The organism is Treponema sp. OMZ 906 (genome assembly GCF_024181185.1).
Classification (GTDB): Bacteria; Spirochaetota; Spirochaetia; order Treponematales; family Treponemataceae; genus Treponema.
The window spans coordinates 1,980,730-1,998,608 of sequence record NZ_CP051196.1; the positions used below are offsets into that span (position 1 = coordinate 1,980,730).

Annotated in this window: 15 protein-coding genes, 1 tRNA gene and 2 rRNA genes; 5 read left to right on the forward strand and 13 right to left on the reverse strand. The window is 44.0% G+C overall.

Annotated features, from left to right (window positions below; genetic code table 11):
• Positions 1-5: 5 nt before the first annotated feature.
• Positions 6-362, reverse strand: coding sequence for a TraR/DksA family transcriptional regulator (locus E4N69_RS08920; RefSeq protein WP_162663973.1), 357 nt, complete (start codon positions 360-362; stop codon positions 6-8).
• Between the two features lie 195 nt (positions 363-557).
• On the opposite strand from E4N69_RS08920, the gene infA reads away from it, so the two are divergent.
• The gene (gene infA, locus E4N69_RS08925) at positions 558-776 is read left to right on the forward strand and encodes a translation initiation factor IF-1 (RefSeq protein WP_016523428.1); all 219 of its coding nucleotides are present in this window, start codon (positions 558-560) and stop codon (positions 774-776) included.
• Here the strand turns inward: infA and E4N69_RS12715 are convergent.
• The 6 genes from E4N69_RS12715 to E4N69_RS08955 form a co-directional block, all read right to left on the reverse strand.
• Positions 773-1,312: a DnaJ domain-containing protein gene (locus tag E4N69_RS12715; RefSeq protein WP_162663975.1), complete on the reverse strand. Its 540-nt coding sequence runs from the start codon at positions 1,310-1,312 to the stop codon at positions 773-775. The genes infA and E4N69_RS12715 overlap by 4 nt on opposite strands.
• Positions 1,313-1,316: 4 nt before the next feature.
• Positions 1,317-2,003: a UMP kinase gene (pyrH, locus tag E4N69_RS08935; RefSeq protein ID WP_253823607.1), complete on the reverse strand. Its 687-nt coding sequence runs from the start codon at positions 2,001-2,003 to the stop codon at positions 1,317-1,319.
• Positions 2,004-2,138: 135 nt separating this feature from the next.
• The gene (locus E4N69_RS08940; RefSeq protein ID WP_253823608.1) at positions 2,139-3,815 is read right to left on the reverse strand and encodes a transglutaminase domain-containing protein; all 1,677 of its coding nucleotides are present in this window, start codon (positions 3,813-3,815) and stop codon (positions 2,139-2,141) included.
• Positions 3,812-4,525 carry an anti-sigma factor family protein gene (locus E4N69_RS08945; RefSeq protein WP_253823609.1) on the reverse strand — a complete coding sequence of 238 codons (714 nt, stop codon included), beginning with the start codon at positions 4,523-4,525 and terminating at the stop codon, positions 3,812-3,814. The genes E4N69_RS08940 and E4N69_RS08945 overlap by 4 nt, the downstream gene beginning before the upstream one ends.
• Positions 4,509-5,051 carry an RNA polymerase sigma factor gene (locus E4N69_RS08950; RefSeq protein WP_253823610.1) on the reverse strand — a complete coding sequence of 181 codons (543 nt, stop codon included), beginning with the start codon at positions 5,049-5,051 and terminating at the stop codon, positions 4,509-4,511. Before E4N69_RS08950 ends, E4N69_RS08945 begins: the two co-directional genes overlap by 17 nt.
• A gap of 16 nt (positions 5,052-5,067) precedes the next feature.
• A complete protein-coding gene (locus E4N69_RS08955; RefSeq protein ID WP_253823611.1) occupies positions 5,068-6,531 on the reverse strand; it encodes a cysteine--tRNA ligase in 1,464 nt (487 codons plus the stop codon).
• A gap of 237 nt (positions 6,532-6,768) precedes the next feature.
• On the opposite strand from E4N69_RS08955, the gene murB reads away from it, so the two are divergent.
• The 4 genes from murB (at position 6,769) to E4N69_RS08975 (ending at position 10,344) form a co-directional block, all read left to right on the forward strand.
• Positions 6,769-7,737 carry a UDP-N-acetylmuramate dehydrogenase gene (gene murB / locus E4N69_RS08960; protein WP_162663981.1) on the forward strand — a complete coding sequence of 323 codons (969 nt, stop codon included), beginning with the start codon at positions 6,769-6,771 and terminating at the stop codon, positions 7,735-7,737.
• Positions 7,738-7,803: 66 nt separating this feature from the next.
• A complete protein-coding gene (locus tag E4N69_RS08965) occupies positions 7,804-9,066 on the forward strand; it encodes a cyclic nucleotide-binding domain-containing protein (protein WP_253714121.1) in 1,263 nt (420 codons plus the stop codon).
• Between the two features lie 63 nt (positions 9,067-9,129).
• Positions 9,130-9,762 carry a hypothetical protein gene (locus E4N69_RS08970; RefSeq protein WP_253714122.1) on the forward strand — a complete coding sequence of 211 codons (633 nt, stop codon included), beginning with the start codon at positions 9,130-9,132 and terminating at the stop codon, positions 9,760-9,762.
• A 72-nt stretch (positions 9,763-9,834) separates the two neighbouring features.
• A complete protein-coding gene (locus E4N69_RS08975) occupies positions 9,835-10,344 on the forward strand; it encodes a DUF192 domain-containing protein (RefSeq protein WP_253823612.1) in 510 nt (169 codons plus the stop codon).
• An 86-nt stretch (positions 10,345-10,430) separates the two neighbouring features.
• On the opposite strand, the gene E4N69_RS08980 is transcribed toward E4N69_RS08975, so the two are convergent.
• The 6 genes from E4N69_RS08980 to E4N69_RS09005 form a co-directional block, all read right to left on the reverse strand.
• Positions 10,431-11,594 carry a protein-glutamate methylesterase/protein-glutamine glutaminase gene (locus E4N69_RS08980; protein ID WP_253823613.1) on the reverse strand — a complete coding sequence of 388 codons (1,164 nt, stop codon included), beginning with the start codon at positions 11,592-11,594 and terminating at the stop codon, positions 10,431-10,433.
• 83 nt (positions 11,595-11,677) lie between these two features.
• Positions 11,678-12,496 carry a CheR family methyltransferase gene (locus tag E4N69_RS08985; RefSeq protein ID WP_253823614.1) on the reverse strand — a complete coding sequence of 273 codons (819 nt, stop codon included), beginning with the start codon at positions 12,494-12,496 and terminating at the stop codon, positions 11,678-11,680.
• A gap of 68 nt (positions 12,497-12,564) precedes the next feature.
• Positions 12,565-14,271, reverse strand: a complete 1,707-nt coding sequence (locus E4N69_RS08990; protein WP_253823615.1) for a DUF5312 domain-containing protein — start codon at positions 14,269-14,271, stop codon at positions 12,565-12,567.
• 75 nt (positions 14,272-14,346) lie between these two features.
• A 5S ribosomal RNA gene (gene rrf / locus E4N69_RS08995) occupies positions 14,347-14,461 on the reverse strand.
• 115 nt (positions 14,462-14,576) lie between these two features.
• Positions 14,577-17,542 (reverse strand): 23S ribosomal RNA (locus E4N69_RS09000).
• A 195-nt stretch (positions 17,543-17,737) separates the two neighbouring features.
• A tRNA-Ala gene (locus E4N69_RS09005) sits at positions 17,738-17,811 on the reverse strand.
• Positions 17,812-17,879 lie beyond the last annotated feature (68 nt).

Below are 17,879 nucleotides of genomic sequence, written 5' to 3' on the forward strand. Positions count from 1 at the left end.
TCCGACTAGCGTTTTTTTCGTTCGATCGCTGATTGACATTCGATACACATCAATGCGTAAGGAATAGCCCGCAACCGGTCTTCCGGTATTTTTTTTGCACATTTGATGCACTTACCATACTTCCCTTGCTCGATACGGGCTAGAGCAGATTCAATTAACTGCATCCGTTTGGCGTCTTTTTCATTCATACTCTCCAGCATCTTCCGATCGGTATCTTCCGAAGCAATATCACCAAAATCTTTAGGATCTACCGATTCAATAATCTGTCTAAAACTTTCATGATTTGCCACAAACGTTTTGATAATTTCAGCACGGTGCTCATGCAGAGATTGCTTCATCTCTTGGTAAAACTCTTTTTCCATCTATTTTTGTAACTCCTCTCTTTTTATACCTCTTTCCATTAGTTGACAAACTAATGAATAGACTCTACAATTATATGCGTTATTTCGGTAAAAAAGCAACTGGAAATTTCTAAAAAACTGGAGTTTTTAGGGGAGCTGCCCAAAAACCGAAGTTTTTAACAGTCTCGTTGTTTTTAGATGCTTTTCGGAGGAATTGTGGCTAAAGAAGAAGCAATTGAAGTTGAAGGAATAGTTAAAGAGTCCCTTCCCAACACGATGTTTCGTGTTGAATTAAAAAACGGTCATGTCATTTTGGCTCATTTATCGGGAAAAATGCGCAAACATTTTATCCGCATCGTCCCCGGCGACAGCGTAAAAGTTGCGCTCTCTCCTTACGATCTAAATAGAGGCAGGATTATTTTCCGCGAACGCTAACTGCTGCTTTTGAAAAACGACACGAATGCTATTTTCAGGTTTTTAACGCCTTTCACAAGCAGCGGCACACCGATAAAAAGACTTAAAAAACCAAAAGCATATATAACACGAAAACTGAGCAATCCAAGCCACAGATATAAGATACCGGCGAGTAAAGCTCCCAATCCTCTGCGATGTGAGACCGGCTCGTTTTCCTGTTCCGGCGAATGGTAGAACGTCCAGTGATACGAGTGGCCGAACATCGGATCATCATCGTCTTCTGCGAACGGGTTATAGGTAAAAGGATTCTGCCGTGCATACTGTTGTGTATAGGCTCCGTATTGCTGCGATGCGGTACCGCCGAGGTCATAATCGGCGCGTTTCTTGGAATCCGACAATACAGAATACGCTTCGTTTATCTTTTTGAACATTTCTTCAGCAGCTGCATTTCCCTGATTTTTATCGGGATGATATTGCAGCGCCTTTGCACGGTATGCTTTCTTTATTTCTTCATCGGAAGCAGTTTTAGAAACTCCCAGAACCTCATAATAATCCATACGTCTAGCCTATCGTCGTGCCTTTAAAGGGGCAGTCATTTAAGATGTTATCAAGATTATTCAAATCGGTACCACCGGCACAGATTACCTGTATTCCCGCTTTTTGAGCACGCAAACTTGCAACAGGATCAAAAGGCACATTTTTGCCGGGAACCCATTCCGTACCGACCAACCGAATAAATTGCTCCCACGAAATCGTATCAATCGGTTTTGCATCAGGATTTTTCTTAGGATCGTCAGTATACACTTTTTCGATATTTGAAAGGTTAATTACCTGCTTTGCAGAAAAGCGTTCAGCCAATAAAACTGCATCATTGTCGGTAGAAAACCCCGGCTTCCAACCGGCGGCGATCAATATCTGTCCGGAAAAGAGTTCGACCGCCGTTGGGTCATAGACAACGGGATTTGGACAGATATCCGAGAAAATTGCCTTTAAAAGCTGAGCATTAAGCCGCGTCGCCATAATACCGATCCAATCGGCCTCATCATTTGAAGGGGTATTATCTATAATCTTCCTATATGCTTGTTGATAAATGCGAGCGGGACCGCCGCCGCCGACAACCAAAATCAGCTTTCTCTCTGCCGACACACTGAGCCATCTGCGTATATGGGCGGCAAAATCCCGTAAAAAGGCTTCATCAGGCTGTTGAGGCACCACAATTGATCCGCCTACCGATAAAACACGTACCATAAAGATCCTCCTCATTCGCATTGGAAGTTTACTTTAGATCATAAAACAAGTAAAAAACACTATCAGTTACCGCCCATTTACAGGCTGTTCTACACTTTACAATGTAATAATTAATTTAAAAAAATGCAATTCTTTTTAGTACACACCTGTTATCTTCGGGATTCGCCAGAGTACGCTGTAACCACTTATATTCGGCGTTGCTTCTTCCCAAATAGACCGAAAGGCATAACTTCGAATCTTTTCCGTCGTTTTACCGTTCGGTAACATTGGGGTCTGAGTCTGGTACCCGCGCGAAAATGCAATATGGTATGCATCCAAATTACCGAAATACCATCTTCCCTTATCAGCAACGCCGGTATCAAAAGGGACGCTGGAAGCAAGTGCAGGGTCAACAGGAATCCAGCCGAAACCGTTTATATAGAACTCCGCCCACCAATGTAACATCGCTTTCTGCTCCTGATCGACCAATAGCCCTGCAGCCGGAACAGCCGGTACGCCGGCCGCGCGGGCAAGCGTACAAAACAGCAGCGCAAGGTCATACGCACTACCGTTTTTCTCTTCTAAAGCAGTAAGAATAGACCTACCCGCATCTGCAACGCTGCTTTCCCGTGCTTTTATCTCGGAAGTTAAAAAAGTATAGATACGCCGCGCTTTCTGATATGGATTCGTTTCAGAGCCGATAATTTGTCGACATATCTTTTTAATTACTGTGTTATCGGCAGGGAGGAAATCATCGGATTCGGTATACGCTGCATATAAAAGCGGATTATTTTGTTCCGTTCTCTTGAGCGAAGCAATGTTAACATTCGTTTCTACTCTACTACGAGATACACTGTATTCTTGCCGGATCTGTATTTTATTGCCTGATTCAACATTATGAAAACGGAAAATACTCGCTCCCTGATATGATGATACAAACGGCTCCGGTTGAGTGGAACTAATGGTAACGGTACGCTGTGTCTCCGTTTTTTGCGGCAACGGTACCTGTAAAAAGAACGTATTAGGGGTCTCTGCCAGAAAATCGGAAATCTCCACTTCGGAAACAAGACGATATGTCCTCGCATCCGTATAAGTTTTAGTACCGTATTTGTTTTTTAATCGGAACGGTACAGGATTGCTTATTCCCGCTTCGGTAATAACCACAACATTTCCCGTATCTGCGGCATCGGGCACCCGTACCCGTAATTCACGATCACTCCAAAATTCGTAATCAAAGTCCGATTCGCTGCATTCGGCACCAATCAGCGCCGCTTCTTTTGCAGGATTTTGCGCATAAACGGTATTCTGTGTTCCGGTAAACAGTACAACCGAATCATTTCGCGCATGACCGAAATTTTTGCCGTGAATGGAAATCAGATCGCCTACATTGCCGGAATCGGCGTCCAAAGAGCCGATAAACGGAAGATTTTCATCTGCGGTGTGCTCTGAGTTGACCGGAAAAACCGTCTGATTCACCAGCATGACAGCATTTCCTTGCTTATTCTTAGCCACCACGTACAGTATGTCTTCATAGAGGGTATCAGGGGCTTCAAAAATAATCTTCGTATCCGTCCATTCAATACACCGATCGGATTTAATTTTGTTATTCCCGATCATCAGCCACGAATGGACTGAACGCTGTCCAAAGCCCTTACCTGTTATGGTAACTTGTTCACCCTGCACGGTAACTTGAGGAGACACGGCAATAATAATATTGGAACGAATGGTAGATCGAGAAAAGAAAATAATACCGGCCGCTATACCGCCGATAACAAACGAAAAAACAAGAAAGCGAAACCAGGAATACTTTCTTATGAGATAAAAAAGTTTCATCGATTGCTAATTCTTATATTGGGATCGGTAATAATGTAAAGCGATTGGTACTCCGATGACAGCGGAAATGATGAAGAAGAAATTTTAAGATCAACCGTGGACTCAACCGGCTGAAACAAACTTTCATCTTTTGAATATAAACGAGCAAATTCGCCGACCGTAAAGAACTTAGCATTTGTATTCACCGCTTTGGTCGATACGGTATAGCTCTGATCGCTATTCGCATGCGTGATACCGTAATCTATTTCGGAGATCGGTTTCTGCTTTTCAAGTGAAACGGGGATGATCGGTGTAAAGGAAGATTGTACCGCAGCAACCGAATTAACGGTATATTCTATTTTGAAGAACAATATAAGCGGTAATAAGACAAAAACCAAAACAGCAGCGGCTGCGGCAGGCACGGGAATACGAATGGAAGAAGAAAACCAGCGTTCACCTGAACTTACTCCCCATTGCCGCTTTTGGACTTTGGATTTATTCTGTAATATGGCATTCCGCTTTTCAATCAATTTAGCAAAAGAAGCGTCCGTATCAAGTTCCGCACCGGTAACAGATATTTGCATGTATCGGTGCACCGTCACATATTGATCGTATATGCCTTTGCATACGGCACATTGCTGTAAATGCTGTTCTATCGAACCTTTCCAAGGAACAGGAACTTCACCATCGATATAAGCAGACAAAATATCTTTATTAGGGCATGTAGACATTATCTTCTCCTATAACTTTTGCTAAATACTCCCGTGCACGAAAAATACGGACTTTCACATTTCCCTCGCTAATGCCAAGGATGCGTCCAATCTCCTTATAATTTAACTCGGTATATTCGCGAAGCTGTAATGCAATTCGCAGTTTTTCAGGCAATTGTTCCAATGCATGCTTTACATCTTGAATTGTTTCATCTTTCAAGAGCGCAGTCTCACCGGAATCCATTTTGCGCTGGTCTTCTTTAAACGCACGCGTATATACTTTCCGTTCCAACACTCTCCGCTTTGCATAATTGAGTGCGGCATTTTTTACCACTCTAATAAGCCAATACTTTGCATCATTCAACGACGGAAACTTCATCTCTTTTTCCGTCATCTTAATCAACGCATCGTGACACAAGTCTTCGGCAGCATCCTCCTCCCGTACAACATTATAGGCAACCTTGTACAACGCAGGAACCGCCGCATCATAAATGGTTTTAAAATCTTTATCGGAGAGTGCATCTAACGGTACTAATTCATCAAACAACTTGGTCTCCCTAAGGTTACATTTTTCGCCACAGCGTTCCGTTTGCTGTATCTTCCAAAGCAATTCCGTAATCTTTTAGCAAGTTCCGGATTTCATCAGCTCGTTTAAAGTCCTTAGCTTTTTTTGCTTCCGTCCGTTCGGCAACCAAGCGTTCGATTTCTTCCGCATTATCGATCGATTCCGGCTCGGTATGAAGAGATTTCGCTTCTTCTATTAACTGCAATGCAAGCACGGTGTCAAAAATACGAATCAGCGTGATCACTTCGCCTACTTCAAGCTCCTTATCTTTAACCGCCTGTTGCAACACGGAAAGGGCACGCGGCGTTGAAATATCTTCTTCAAGCGCATGCACAAAATCCGCCAAATAGCAGCGCGCTTTCTCGGTATGGAGCAACGAAACAGCCTGTTCTGCCGTTACACCGCTGGTAGGAAAATCGGGGAGTGTTTTTGCCTCAGTCAACAGATTGGCAATCCGTTGCTCAAGGTTTCTGCGCGCATTTTTCGCGGTATCCATCGCTTCCCACGAAAAGGTAAGCTGGCTGCGGTAATGCCCTCCTAACAACAGGAATCGATAATCGAGTGGCGCATAGCCTGCCTCGATCACCTTATCCAACGTGATAAAATCGCCGGTAGACTTAGACATCTTGCCTTTATTCATCACCAAAAATTCGTTATGGAGCCAATATTTTACCCATTTTTTACCGGTTGCCCCCTCCGACTGGGCTATCTCATTCGTATGGTGAATACGGATGTGGTCGATGCCGCCCGTATGGATATCAAACTGCTCGCCTAGATACTTCATACTCATTGCGGAACACTCGATATGCCAACCGGGGTATCCCCTGCCCCACGGAGAATCCCACACTAAGGCTTGATTCTCAAACTTACTCTTGGTGAACCAGAGCACGAAATCATGCGGATTACGCTTATTTTCATCTACTTCGATACGGGCACCGGCCTTAAGGTCTTCGAGATTGATCGAGGCAAGTTCTCCATATTTGGGAAAGGTCATAATATCATAGTAGAGGTTTCCGCCTGCCGAATACGTGTGTCCGTTCGCTTCGATCCGTTTGATCAGTTCTATCATATCGGATACGTGATCGGTAGCCTTGCACACGACATCGGGACGCTGAATGTTAAGCCGTTCGGTATCCTTAAAGAACGCTTGAGTATAGAAATCGGCAATTTCCAACACACTCTTTCCACGCTCCTTCGCTGTCTTTACCATCTTATCTTCACCGTCATCGGCATCGCCCGAAAGATGCCCTATATCGGTTATATTCATTACATGGGTTACCGGATATCCCAAAAAATGCAACAAACGCGACAACGTATCCTGAAATACATAGGCTCGTAAGTTACCGATGTGCGCATAATTATATACGGTTGGCCCGCAACCGTAAAAGCCTACTTTTTTCGGATTGACGGGGACAAAATCTTCTACTCTATGCCCCAATGTGTTATATATGCGTAATCCCATAATAAATCTCCTCTATGATAACCAATTGGTATTTTTCTTGCCATTTCTGAAAATACATTTTCCGTAAGCCTTTTGAAAATAGACGGTGTAGATGCTAGGAGCCTAGCCGAAATAAAGCGGAGGCGTATCTATGATACGTTGAGCATTTATTTCGGCGTAGCGACAACGCAGATGTGCCGTATATTTTCAAAAGACAAGTCTTTTATAAATAGTGCCAATAGTATATAGTGTTTTAGTATGTTTAATCTAGGAGAAAAAGAGAAAAAAAACAGTTTTCCGGTCAAATTCCGTAAGATAATACAAGAAAACGTAAAATTAGGTTCATTTACGAGTTTCAAAATCGGCGGAAATGCCGATATATATATTACGCCTTCTTCGCCGGATGAATTGTCGGCAGCTCTGGCATTTATTCGAGAAGAACGTATACCGACAATACTACTGGGCGGGGGAACGAATCTGCTAATTCCTGATGAAGGGATACGGGGTGCCGTTATCCATACCGACCGCTTAAACAAGATCCGACTGCTGAACACTGGCAAAGAACCGCTCGTACAAGCGGAGGCAGGAACACTGATGAAGGATCTAACGGAATTCTGTGCAGAGTACGGCCTTGCCGGGTTGGAAGATTTCGCAGGACTTCCCGGAACCGTGGGCGGAGCGGTTTTTATGAATGCTCGCTGTTACGAAAAATCGATTTCCGATGTACTGATTTCCGTGTCAGCGTTGTATTTTTCTGGGAAAGAGTGCACACTACAGAAATATGACTGCAATAAAGGAGACTGGGGGTATAAACAATCGCCGTTCCAACCATCGGATAAACGATATGCAGTTATTAATGGTAACCGGCCGATAATTGTTTCCGCAACGTTTCGAGTTGAACAAGGGGATGCGATACTTATCCGTAAAATAATGGAGAACCGTATTGCGGATAGGACGGCAAAGGGGCATTTTAAACTCCCTTCGGCGGGCAGTGCCTTTAAAAATAATCACGCATTCGGAAAACCATCCGGTCAGCTGATAGACGAAGCGGGTTTACGCGGATTGCAGATAGGTGGCGCTCAGGTGGCACCGTGGCATGGAAATTTTATTGTGAATACCGGTTCTGCAACTGCGCAGGAGGTTGTAGAACTAATTGAGATTATTCGGAAACGAGTAAAAGATACAACAGGGTTTGAACTTGAACCGGAGATCATTTTTGCCGGATAGAGAGGTTATATACATTGCAGCAGGCTGGTATTATAATAAATATGCAGAAAATAAGAGGGTAATAAAGTGCTTCAACTATCTTTTGTAAATTTTAAACGTGGGTCTTATATCCTCATTGAGGGGAAATCCGATACCGACCGTTTTTATATTATTCAAAGCGGTCAAGTACAAATTGCAAAACAAAAAGAAGTTGTAGCGGAAGAAGAGGGGAATCTCCTCGGACCGGGCGACTTCTTAGGGGTTATTGCCTGTATGGCTCATCACAGTCAGATCGAAACAGCTGTCGCGGTTTCCGATGTCGTGCTTATTGCCGTACACTATGCGCAATTTCCCGAACTGATTGAAAAAAACACTCCCATTGCAATGAAGATTATCTATTCTTTCAGTAGGAAGATGCGTTATTTAGACGAAGCCCTGACCCGAATCACCCTGAAACGGAATATCGAAACCGATATTTCCCATCTTTTCACTATCGGCGAATATTACCTGCGTATGTCGAAGTTTGAACTGGCGCTGTATGCCTACTACCATTACCTGAAAGAAAAACCGAATGGGCAGTTTGCCGAAACGGCACGAAAACGTTTTATGGCGATAAAGTCTACCGGCGTAAAGGCGCCGATTGAGATGCTCGAACCGGACACCAAGCAGATGGTGCGCGTGTATCACGGTGAATCAATGATTTTCTGTGAATGCCAGTCGGGGACGGAATTGTATATCATCCAAAAAGGCCGTGTAAAAATCTCCAAGATTGTAGATAACAGCGAAGTATTGCTTGCCGTCCTCAGAGAAGGAGATATGTTCGGAGAGATGGCGCTGCTCGAAAACAAACCACGATCGGCAACTGCTATCACCGCTGCGGAAGAGTGTCAGCTTTTAGCGGTAAACCGGCAAAACTTTAACCAAATGGTCACAACGCAACCTCAGCTGATTGCTCGCCTGACCACTACCCTCGCCGACCGTATTTGGGCTATGTACAAGCAACTGGCAAATACGCTCATCCCCGTTCCGATTGAAAAGATGTACGATATGCTGAGCATTCAGCTTGAAAAAATGCGGATACAGCCCGGCGCAGGTAAGCAGCATACCTTCTTATTCGGCCCCGCAGAACTCGCAAAAATGTGCAGCATTCCCAAAGAACAGGTAGCACAAGCTATTGCAGAATTTTTAATGACACCGATTGTACGCAGTACCGATGATAGCATCATCATCACCGATACGCTTGAGTTATCAAAGCAAACCGCGTACTTTAAAAAAATGCAGGAAATTGAGCAAGCACGCAAGCAATCCCGTGCCAACGAACCGACCTATCGCGGGAAACCGGTCTGGTAATACGCCGGACATCTTCTAAAAACTGAGGCCTTTAGAGGTACCCCGGTAAAAGCGAGGATTAAAATGAAAGTTCTTCCGTATGCGGCTTTTCTGATTTTGACCGCTACACTGCCTTTAGCTGCAGCCGAGACTTTTACGTCGGCCGCAGAGCAATCCGGCAAAGCCGTTCAAACTTCCGCTGAAAATCCTGCAGTGACTCCTCCGGCCAAAACAAACGGACAGCAAGTCAAAGCCGCGTTACCGGCTGAATACCGCAGTATCCGGCTCGGAATGGGTATTGACGCGGTAAAAGAGGCGCTCAAACAGGATGCCGTTTTCGGATATCGCGGCGAACGCGATGTTTCGTTGCTTCCGACGGAAAACAGAAGCCTTATCGAATCGGCAGGCTCTTACTTTATCAGTAGGTCGTGGTTCCAGTTTTATAAGGATAATCTCTATACAATGATCTTTAAGCTGAATACCGATACGGTCGATTACTATTCAGTCTACTCCAAATTTTGCGAAAAATACGGCGAGCCTGCCTCTATCAACCCGCAGCGGGCTGTCTGGGAGGACGAACATACCAGGGTAGTTATCGAGCGACCACTCATTGTGAAATATATTGATTTAACGGTATTCAACGAATTGATTTCTCAAAGTACGACCGAGAAGGCTGCGTCTGAAACGAACCGCCAAAACTTTATCGACGGGTTTTAGACGCAAGATATGGGGATATCCTAAAAGTTAGCTATTTTCAGGCTACTCCCCGCTCTCATAGGGAAAATCACCATGTATTTTTATTCCATACAAAAACGCTTAAAACACACATCCGCCGTCTTATGCTTTCTTATTCTTGTAGCGGCAGCCGTATCTTGCACCAACGCGGAAAGACCGAAAAGAGAACCTATGACGATTCTCATCGAATCGAAAAGCACGAAAACGACGATTCCCATTGAAGTGGAACCCGCGGTAACCGCTCAAGAACAGGAACGCGGCTTTATGGACCGGAAGGAGATACCGGACGGTACCGGTATGATTTTTGTCTTTAAACGAGATCAAAAATTACGCTTTTGGATGAAAGACACTCCCCATCCGCTTTCCATTGCCTTTATCGATTCGACAGGCTGTATCCGAGAAATCTATGATATGCAGCCTTTCAGCTTGGACATTACCGCCAGCACCTATTCAGTGCGCTATGCCCTTGAAGTGGCGCAAGGGTATTTCGAGCGGGCAGGGATTAATGCCGGGGATAAGCTTAGTACGGAAAGCCTCGAACGCCTGAAAGCAGCGGCGGAGTAATGGCAGCTTGTCATCCAGACTGAAATACTCTTCAAATCGATACACAGCGCATATAATCCGCCAGAGTTTTTCATTTATATCATTGCTTAGGCAAACTCCCTCCCATAGCGATTTATAACGGATGCCATATTGCTTAAAGAAACTTGTTCCATTACTCCGCCCATTTCATAAGCAACGCGAGGCATACCATATACAATAGCAGACGCTTCATCTTGCCCGATAGTACGGGATCCTTCCTGATATAACCGCGTAAGGCTTGCAGCACCATCCTTGCCCATGCCCGTCATGATAATTCCAAGTGCGCGATTTTGGAACTGTTCTGCTACAGAAGCAAACAACACATCTGCACTCGGACGATGCCCGCTTTGAGGAGGGGCATCGGAAATATGAGCGATAACGCCAAGAGGTTTCTTTTCAACTAAAAGGTGTTTTCCTCCCTGTGCAATAAGAATGCGCCCCGGTTTTACAAGATCTCCTTCTTGTGCTTCTTTCACTTCCAATGGGCATATCTTATTTAGACTATTCGCAAATTCATAGGTAAATCCCGGAGGCATATGCTGTACGACAACAATCGGCTGTGGTAATTTCGGGTCTAATTCCGCAAATACTTCACGCAAGGCATTTGGTCCACCGGTAGAAATCCCAATTGCAATAATCTCAAGTTTCCCCGGCTGGCGAACTTGCATCGGTTTTTCAGCAGCTTGTGAAGGCGTCATAAATGCCGAACCGCTACTCACAACTGCATGCGTTTGAGGTGTTGTCTGTAAATGAGGCGTATGAATATAATGCTGGGCAGGAGCTGCCGAAACAGCCTTGATGCCGGCAGTAGCTTGCCTTTTCAATTGATATTGTCGACCATATGCCTGCAAAAATTCCACAAGCTGACTAGCGACCGTGGCCAAATTTGCCGATTCGGATCCGGAAGGCTTGGTAACAAAATCACTGGCACCGAGTTCCAAACAATCCATTGTGATACGGGCACCCTCTTTTGCAATACTGGAGAGGATAATTACCGGAATATCAATATTAAGCCTTTTTCGCTCGCGCAAAAATTCTATGCCGTTCATTTCCGGCATTTCGAGATCAAGCACAATAATATCGGGCTGAACGCGCTCTAACTTTTGTAATGCAAACCGCCCGTTCATCGCTTTATCAGCGACAGCCAGCCCGGGCGTCCCATCAATTATCTTTCCAATCAAACTCCGCATCAAGGCCGAATCATCTACTATTAAAACTTTTATATCTTCCATATTAAAACAACCTCCCGTATTTTCAGTAGATATGCTAAAATTTTATATATCCTTTTCGTATATAATTGCAACTATAAAGAACTTTACTTAACATTTTTTTGGTACAAACATGCCCATTGGGTTTTAAGAAACTCAAATTTTGTATCCATCCCGAATAAAGATTCTGAATGTCCGATAAAAAGAAATGAATGAGGCGCCATCGCATCCCAGAAACGATTAATAACAGCCTGTTGTGCGGGTTCATCAAAATAAATGATCACATTACGGCAAAAAAGAATATCGATGTTATTCCTATTGGCATCATGTTTTAAATTATGATAATCAAACTTAACCATTTGCATAATCTCAGGATTCATCTGATAGCCATTTCCTTGTTTAGTTAAATACTGAGCCAAATAATCATCAGGAATTCCAACGACACGATTCTCCGGATAAAAGCCTTGCTTTCCGACAACCAGCGACTTAAAAGATAAATCGGAAGCGATAATATCAGCTGTGAACCCCGGTGGCAAATGCCGCTTCATAACCATAGCGATTGTATACGGTTCTTCGCCCGTGGAACACCCAGCACTCCAAATATGAATTTGCTTTTGCCCTGCGGCTTGTTTTATTTTGACAATCTCAGGAATAACATAATGAATTAAAGCATCGAAATGAGGTTGATTTCTGAAGAAACGAGTCAAATTAGTAGTAACCGAATCCAACATAATTTTCAGTTCTTCTTTATTGGAAGTCAGAATTTTATAATACGCATCAATATCATCCATTTTATTTTCGCGTAAACGATCTTTCAAACGACTTTCCAAAATAGATCGGTTTGTTACAGAAAAAGTGATACCGCTTTCATTGTATATTAAGTCTTTAAAGAGTTCAAAGTTACGGTCACTTAGAAATTCTGCCATATATTTTCCTCCTTATAGAGTATATGTTGCCCTATTTTTTTGTCAAGCAAACTGTTTTCTATTTGATACTACCAATCTGCTTCAATCTTATCTGCTTCCATTAGAATATTTGTTACCTCCTGCAATAATTTCTTTACACCTTCTACTCGTTTTCTAAAGTCTGCATTATCGTTTCCTTGGATATTCAACCAATTTAAAAGCGGGGCGTATACGCTATTTTTATTACCGTCAATAAAACCGTTGAGCAAAGCGCACAATATCTTAAGTGCATTTTGAGAAGAAGCAATAATTTGCTTAGCTTCGGTTTCAATACTTTTCATTAATGCTTCAAGGCTGCTTTTACTCTTTAAACTCGCTATCGTTTTTTCTCTTAATTGAAGAAATGCTGCCCCGATTTCACCCTCTGGGGATAAGCGTGATTCAAAAGTGTTGATACAACTCTGCTGTTTTTCCAATACGGTAAAAGCATTCGTATATTCCGCAAGATTCTCACGTCGATAAAAGTTCCCTTCCATCAACAACGTTTTTAACACCGGTTGCACAAAAGTTGGATATAATCTTGAAAAAAAAGACGCGAGAAAGCTAAATGAGAATTCACGCTTAAATTGAAGCACAAGCCAAGAATCTTCCCATGGGCGATAGGGCAAAGGCTCAAGTCGATCAGTTTTCAACAAATCGAGCATCTGGTGGCTCAATTGAACACGCCTCTGCTCCGAAGCCCATAGTTGCCACCGTTCAGCAAATCGTTTTTTCCATGCTACCTTAAAGAGTTGAAACCAATCTTCCCCCCCCTCAAGGCATTGAGGCTCCCAGTGTATAGATTTTAATGTATATCGGGCTAGATCTAAAATTGGAATTCTCACAGAAAACTCCCTAATTGTTTCCAAAGCATGAGAAGCTTGTGAGATGAATTCAACCGATTCTTCATCCATATTAACAGCTTTATCATTCAACTTATCTTGTTTTGATAGCAAAAATAAAGCTTGAAGTACGACATCCGGAATTGGCTTTATTGTACTGAGAACCGATGCAAGCATATTAATCTCTACAGAGAGCAGGTAAATTGAACATGATGGTTCAACTGCCGGATTTACGGTAAAGCATAAAACAGCTTTATCAATCGGTAATTCACAGAAATGCCGCATCCATTCAATTGCATTAGCCGCTTGGTACATTCCGGCTTTATAATCTGTCGTCATCAAAGAAAATGTTTCATCAATTTTCTTCAAAAGCTCAGATCGGAGGTTTGAATTCGCCTGCGAACTTGGAACACAGCTAAAAGGATCAGTATTGTACATTAATTTTGCATACACATCCGGTGCAACAAAAGAGCTTACTAATAAGTAAAAATTTCCCTTATCAGCATCATAAGCGGACAAAAGGGAGGTAAAAAAAAGTTGTGTTTTTCGTAATTCGCGCAACAATTCATAGAAATCTTTTGTAAAAACATTCTCTTTTATATTGATATATTGCTTGTACTCATGTTGCAGCCCCTTCCCAATACGTCGAATCAATTCTTCTTCATATACTTTTTCAATAGGTAATGCCTTAAAAAAAGACTTGAGATGCAACCATAAACGAATAAAGAAAGGTTCGTCATTTATTTGAATACTTTTTTGTACCTGAGTATCGCTCAGCAACGGCTCATTTTTAGAATCCGTCTGTATATCTTCAGACATCTTCATATTCTCAGCAATATGAGTGAGCATTGCCTGTGCTTCTTCCGTCGAAAGAGAATCAACCAACTTATCAAATGTAGAAACTTGAGGATTCATAAAGGAAATTATATACAAAACAGATAAAAAAAACTATAGGTTAGTTCCAAAATTTTGAGAGTTAAGTAAAAAAAAGCCCGGCAGCTACCTACTTTCCCACTCTGGATGAGCAGTATCATCGGCGTAATGAGAGCTTGACTTCCGTGTTCGGGATGGGAACGGGTATGACCTCTCCACTATGGCAACCGGGCAATAAAAGACGAAACAAAAAAGAAACGAAATTTATTAAATAAAGGGAAGCGCTTTATTATTGATAAGCGACAGGAAAGAAAGTAAATAAAAGAGAATAAAGAAGAGAAGATAATATGGTCAAGCCTCACGACTTATTAGTATTGCTCGGCTAGAACACATTACTGTGCTTAGACCTGCAACCTATCAACCTTGTAGTGTGCAAGGAGTCTTTAGCGGGGTTAAACCCCGAGGGATATGTAATCTTGAGGTGGGCTTCCCGCTTAGATGCCTTCAGCGGTTATCCCTTCCGAACGATAGCTACCCAGCACTTACCCTTGGCAGGATAACTGGTACACCAGAGGTTCGTCCACTTCGGTCCTCTCGTACTAAAAGCAGCCCCTCTCACATATCCAACGCCCATAGCAGATAGGGACCGAACTGTCTCGCGACGTTCTGAACCCAGCTCACGTACCGCTTTAATTGGCGAACAGCCAAACCCTTGGGACCTACTTCAGCCCCAGGATGCGATGAGCCGACATCGAGGTGCCAAACTTTCCCGTCGATGTGAACTCTTGGGGAAAATCAGCCTGTTATCCCCGGAGTACCTTTTATCCGTTAAGTGACGGCGCTTCCACTCGCGACCGCCAGATCACTAAGACCTACTTTCGTATCTGCTTGAGCTGTCACTCTTGCAGTTAAGCCTCCTTGTGCCTTTACACTCACTGCGTCGATTTCCAACCGACGTGAGGAGACCTTCGCGCACCTCCGTTACATTTTAGGAGGCGACCGCCCCAGTCAAACCGCCTGCCTACCACTGTTCCCATTCCGGCTTCACGGAACGGGTTAGAAACCTAATTCATCAAGGGTGGTATTTCACTTGGCAACTCCACTCACCCTAACGAGCAAGTTTCACTGTTTCCCACCTATTCTACACATGATAAACCAAGTCCCAATAGTAAGTTACGGTGAAGGTTCACGGGGTCTTTCCGTCTAACTATGGGTAACCGGCTTCTTTACCGGTATATAAATTTCACCGAGCCTCGCGTTGAGACAGTGCCCAGATACGTTACACCATTCGTGCGGGTCGGAACTTACCCGACAAGGAATTTCGCTACCTTAGGACCGTTATAGTTACGGCCGCCGTTTACCGGGGCTTCAATTAACAGCTTCGCATTACTGCTCACCGCTCCTCTTAACCTTCCGGCACCGGGCAGGTGTCACCACCTATACGTCTCATTACTGATTCGCAGATGGCTGTGTTTTTGATAAACAGTCGCCTGGGCCTGCTTTATGCTACCTCCACTCATTACTAAACAGAGGCCACACTTTTCCCTAAGTTACGTGTGCATTTTGCCGAGTTCCTTAACGCGAGTTCTCTCGAGCGCCTTAGATTTCTCATCCTACCTACCTGTGTCGGTTTACGGTACGGTCTTTTATAACCTAGCCTTAGACAGTATTTCCCGGCACCATGACTTACCCCGCTTCGCTTCTCTCATCGATCCACTCGCTGTCGCTTCTCACCTTGGATAGCGGATTTACCTACCATCCTTCATAACGGCTTAAATACTTCGACCGGAACAACCGTTCTCCGGCCGGGGGTCGCCTCATGCGTCCTGCCATCGAAATTATAAAAGGTATCGGAATATGAACCGATTTCCCATCGACTACGGCTTTCGCCCTCGCCTTAGGAGCCGACTAACCCTGGGCAGATGACCTTTACCCAGGAAACCTGAGGTTTTCGGCGGAAAGGAATCTCACCTTTCTTTTCGTGTACTTATACCTGCATTCTCTCTTCCATCCCCTCCAGTGCCCCTGTCAGGTACACCTTCATCAGTCCATGGAATGCTCCCCTACCGCCTTATGCTTATACTGCATAAGACCCGTAGCTTCGGTATACTGCTTAGCCCCGTTACATTATCTGCGCATGTATACTCGACCAGTGAGCTATTACGCACTCTTTTAAGGAATGGCTGCTTCTAAGCCAACCTCCTGGCTGTCTAGGTATCCACACTTCATTTCACACTCAAGCAGTATTTCGGGACCTTAGCTGACGGTCTGGGCTGTTTCCCTTTTGACTACGAACCTTGTCGCACGCAGTCTCACTCCTATACGTTGATTACCGGCATTCAGAGTTTGATTGGGTTTGGTAGGCGGTGAAGCCCCCTAGTCCATCCAGTGCTTTACCTCCGGTAATTTTGTATAAGGCTGTCCCTAAAGGCATTTCGGGGAGAACCAGCTATTTCCAGGTTTGTTTAGCCTTTCACTCCTAGTCACAAGTCATCCAAACCTTTTTTAACAGATTGTAGTTCGGTCCTCCACAGCGTTTTACCGCTGCTTCAACCTGCTCATGACTAGATCACTCTGGCTTCGGGTCTACGACATGCAACTCTTACTTCGCCCTTTTCAGACTCGGTTTCCCTCCGGCTCCGGAACTTCTATTCCTTAACCTCGCTGCATACCGTAACTCGCAGGCTCATTCTACAAAAGGCACGCCACCACCCATAAAGGGCTGTAACATCTTGTCGGTTTATGGTTTCAGGTTCTATTTCACTCCCCTCACCGGGGTTCTTTTCATCTTTCCCTCACGGTACTTGTCCGCTATCGGTAGCCAACTCGTATTTAGCCTTGGATCGTGGTCGACCCGGATTCCGACAGGATTTCTCGTGTCCCGCCGTACTCAGGTACTGCACCGGCAAGACGACTGTATTTCGCGTACGGGGATTTCACCCTCTCTGTCAGGCTTTCCCAAAACCTTTCCGCTATACATTCGCTTTATCACTTGCTGTACGTAAGCCCGTGCAGCCCTACAACCCCCGTTTAACGGGTTTGGGCTCTTCCAATTTCGCTCGCCACTACTTTCGGAATCTCTTTTGATGTCTTTTCCTTGAGTTACTTAGATGGTTCAGTTCACTCAGTATTGCTTTACCTCTCTATTTTATTCAAGAGTGTAATGATAGAATCACTCCTATCGGGTTACCCCATTCGGCTATCTCCGGATCACAGGATATGTGCTCCTCCCCGAAGCTTTTCGCAGCTTATCACGGCCTTCTTCGCCGGCTGGCTCCAAGACATCCACCATAAACCTATTCTTCGCTTGACCATATTATGTTCTCTTCTTAAAACGATCATCTATTCAATAACCGTCAAGAATTCTTCTTTTCACCTTATTTTTCACTCTCCAGTTCATCCCTTTACTTTAAATAAAGAAAATTCACCTTCAAGCATTCTTTCTTTCCCTTCCCTAGCTTTTCAAAGATCTCTTCGTAAAAACAAAACACTTTCTGTTTTACGTTTTTGGAGATAAGGGGATTCGAACCCCTGACCTACGGCTTGCAAAGCCGCCGCTCTAGCCAGCTGAGCTATATCCCCTTACTACAAACCAAAAATATAAAAAAGGGAGGAAAAGAAGAGGAGATAAGCGGACGCTTTGTGTACAA

What these genes read in the sequence shown, in the direction of transcription:
- E4N69_RS08920 (WP_162663973.1), bottom strand. Translation starts at nt 362, where the DNA reads ATGGAAAAAGAGTTTTACCAAGAGATGAAGCAATCTCTGCATGAGCAC.
- E4N69_RS12715 (WP_162663975.1), bottom strand. Translation starts at nt 1,312, where the DNA reads ATGGATTATTATGAGGTTCTGGGAGTTTCTAAAACTGCTTCCGATGAA.
- pyrH (WP_253823607.1), bottom strand. Translation starts at nt 2,003, where the DNA reads ATGGTACGTGTTTTATCGGTAGGCGGATCAATTGTGGTGCCTCAACAG.
- E4N69_RS08940 (WP_253823608.1), bottom strand. Translation starts at nt 3,815, where the DNA reads ATGAAACTTTTTTATCTCATAAGAAAGTATTCCTGGTTTCGCTTTCTT.
- E4N69_RS08945 (WP_253823609.1), bottom strand. Translation starts at nt 4,525, where the DNA reads ATGTCTACATGCCCTAATAAAGATATTTTGTCTGCTTATATCGATGGT.
- E4N69_RS08955 (WP_253823611.1), bottom strand. Translation starts at nt 6,531, where the DNA reads ATGGGATTACGCATATATAACACATTGGGGCATAGAGTAGAAGATTTT.
- murB (WP_162663981.1), top strand. Translation starts at nt 6,769, where the DNA reads ATGTTTAATCTAGGAGAAAAAGAGAAAAAAAACAGTTTTCCGGTCAAA.
- E4N69_RS08970 (WP_253714122.1), top strand. Translation starts at nt 9,130, where the DNA reads ATGAAAGTTCTTCCGTATGCGGCTTTTCTGATTTTGACCGCTACACTG.
- E4N69_RS08975 (WP_253823612.1), top strand. Translation starts at nt 9,835, where the DNA reads ATGTATTTTTATTCCATACAAAAACGCTTAAAACACACATCCGCCGTC.
- E4N69_RS08980 (WP_253823613.1), bottom strand. Translation starts at nt 11,594, where the DNA reads ATGGAAGATATAAAAGTTTTAATAGTAGATGATTCGGCCTTGATGCGG.
- E4N69_RS08985 (WP_253823614.1), bottom strand. Translation starts at nt 12,496, where the DNA reads ATGGCAGAATTTCTAAGTGACCGTAACTTTGAACTCTTTAAAGACTTA.
- E4N69_RS08990 (WP_253823615.1), bottom strand. Translation starts at nt 14,271, where the DNA reads ATGAATCCTCAAGTTTCTACATTTGATAAGTTGGTTGATTCTCTTTCG.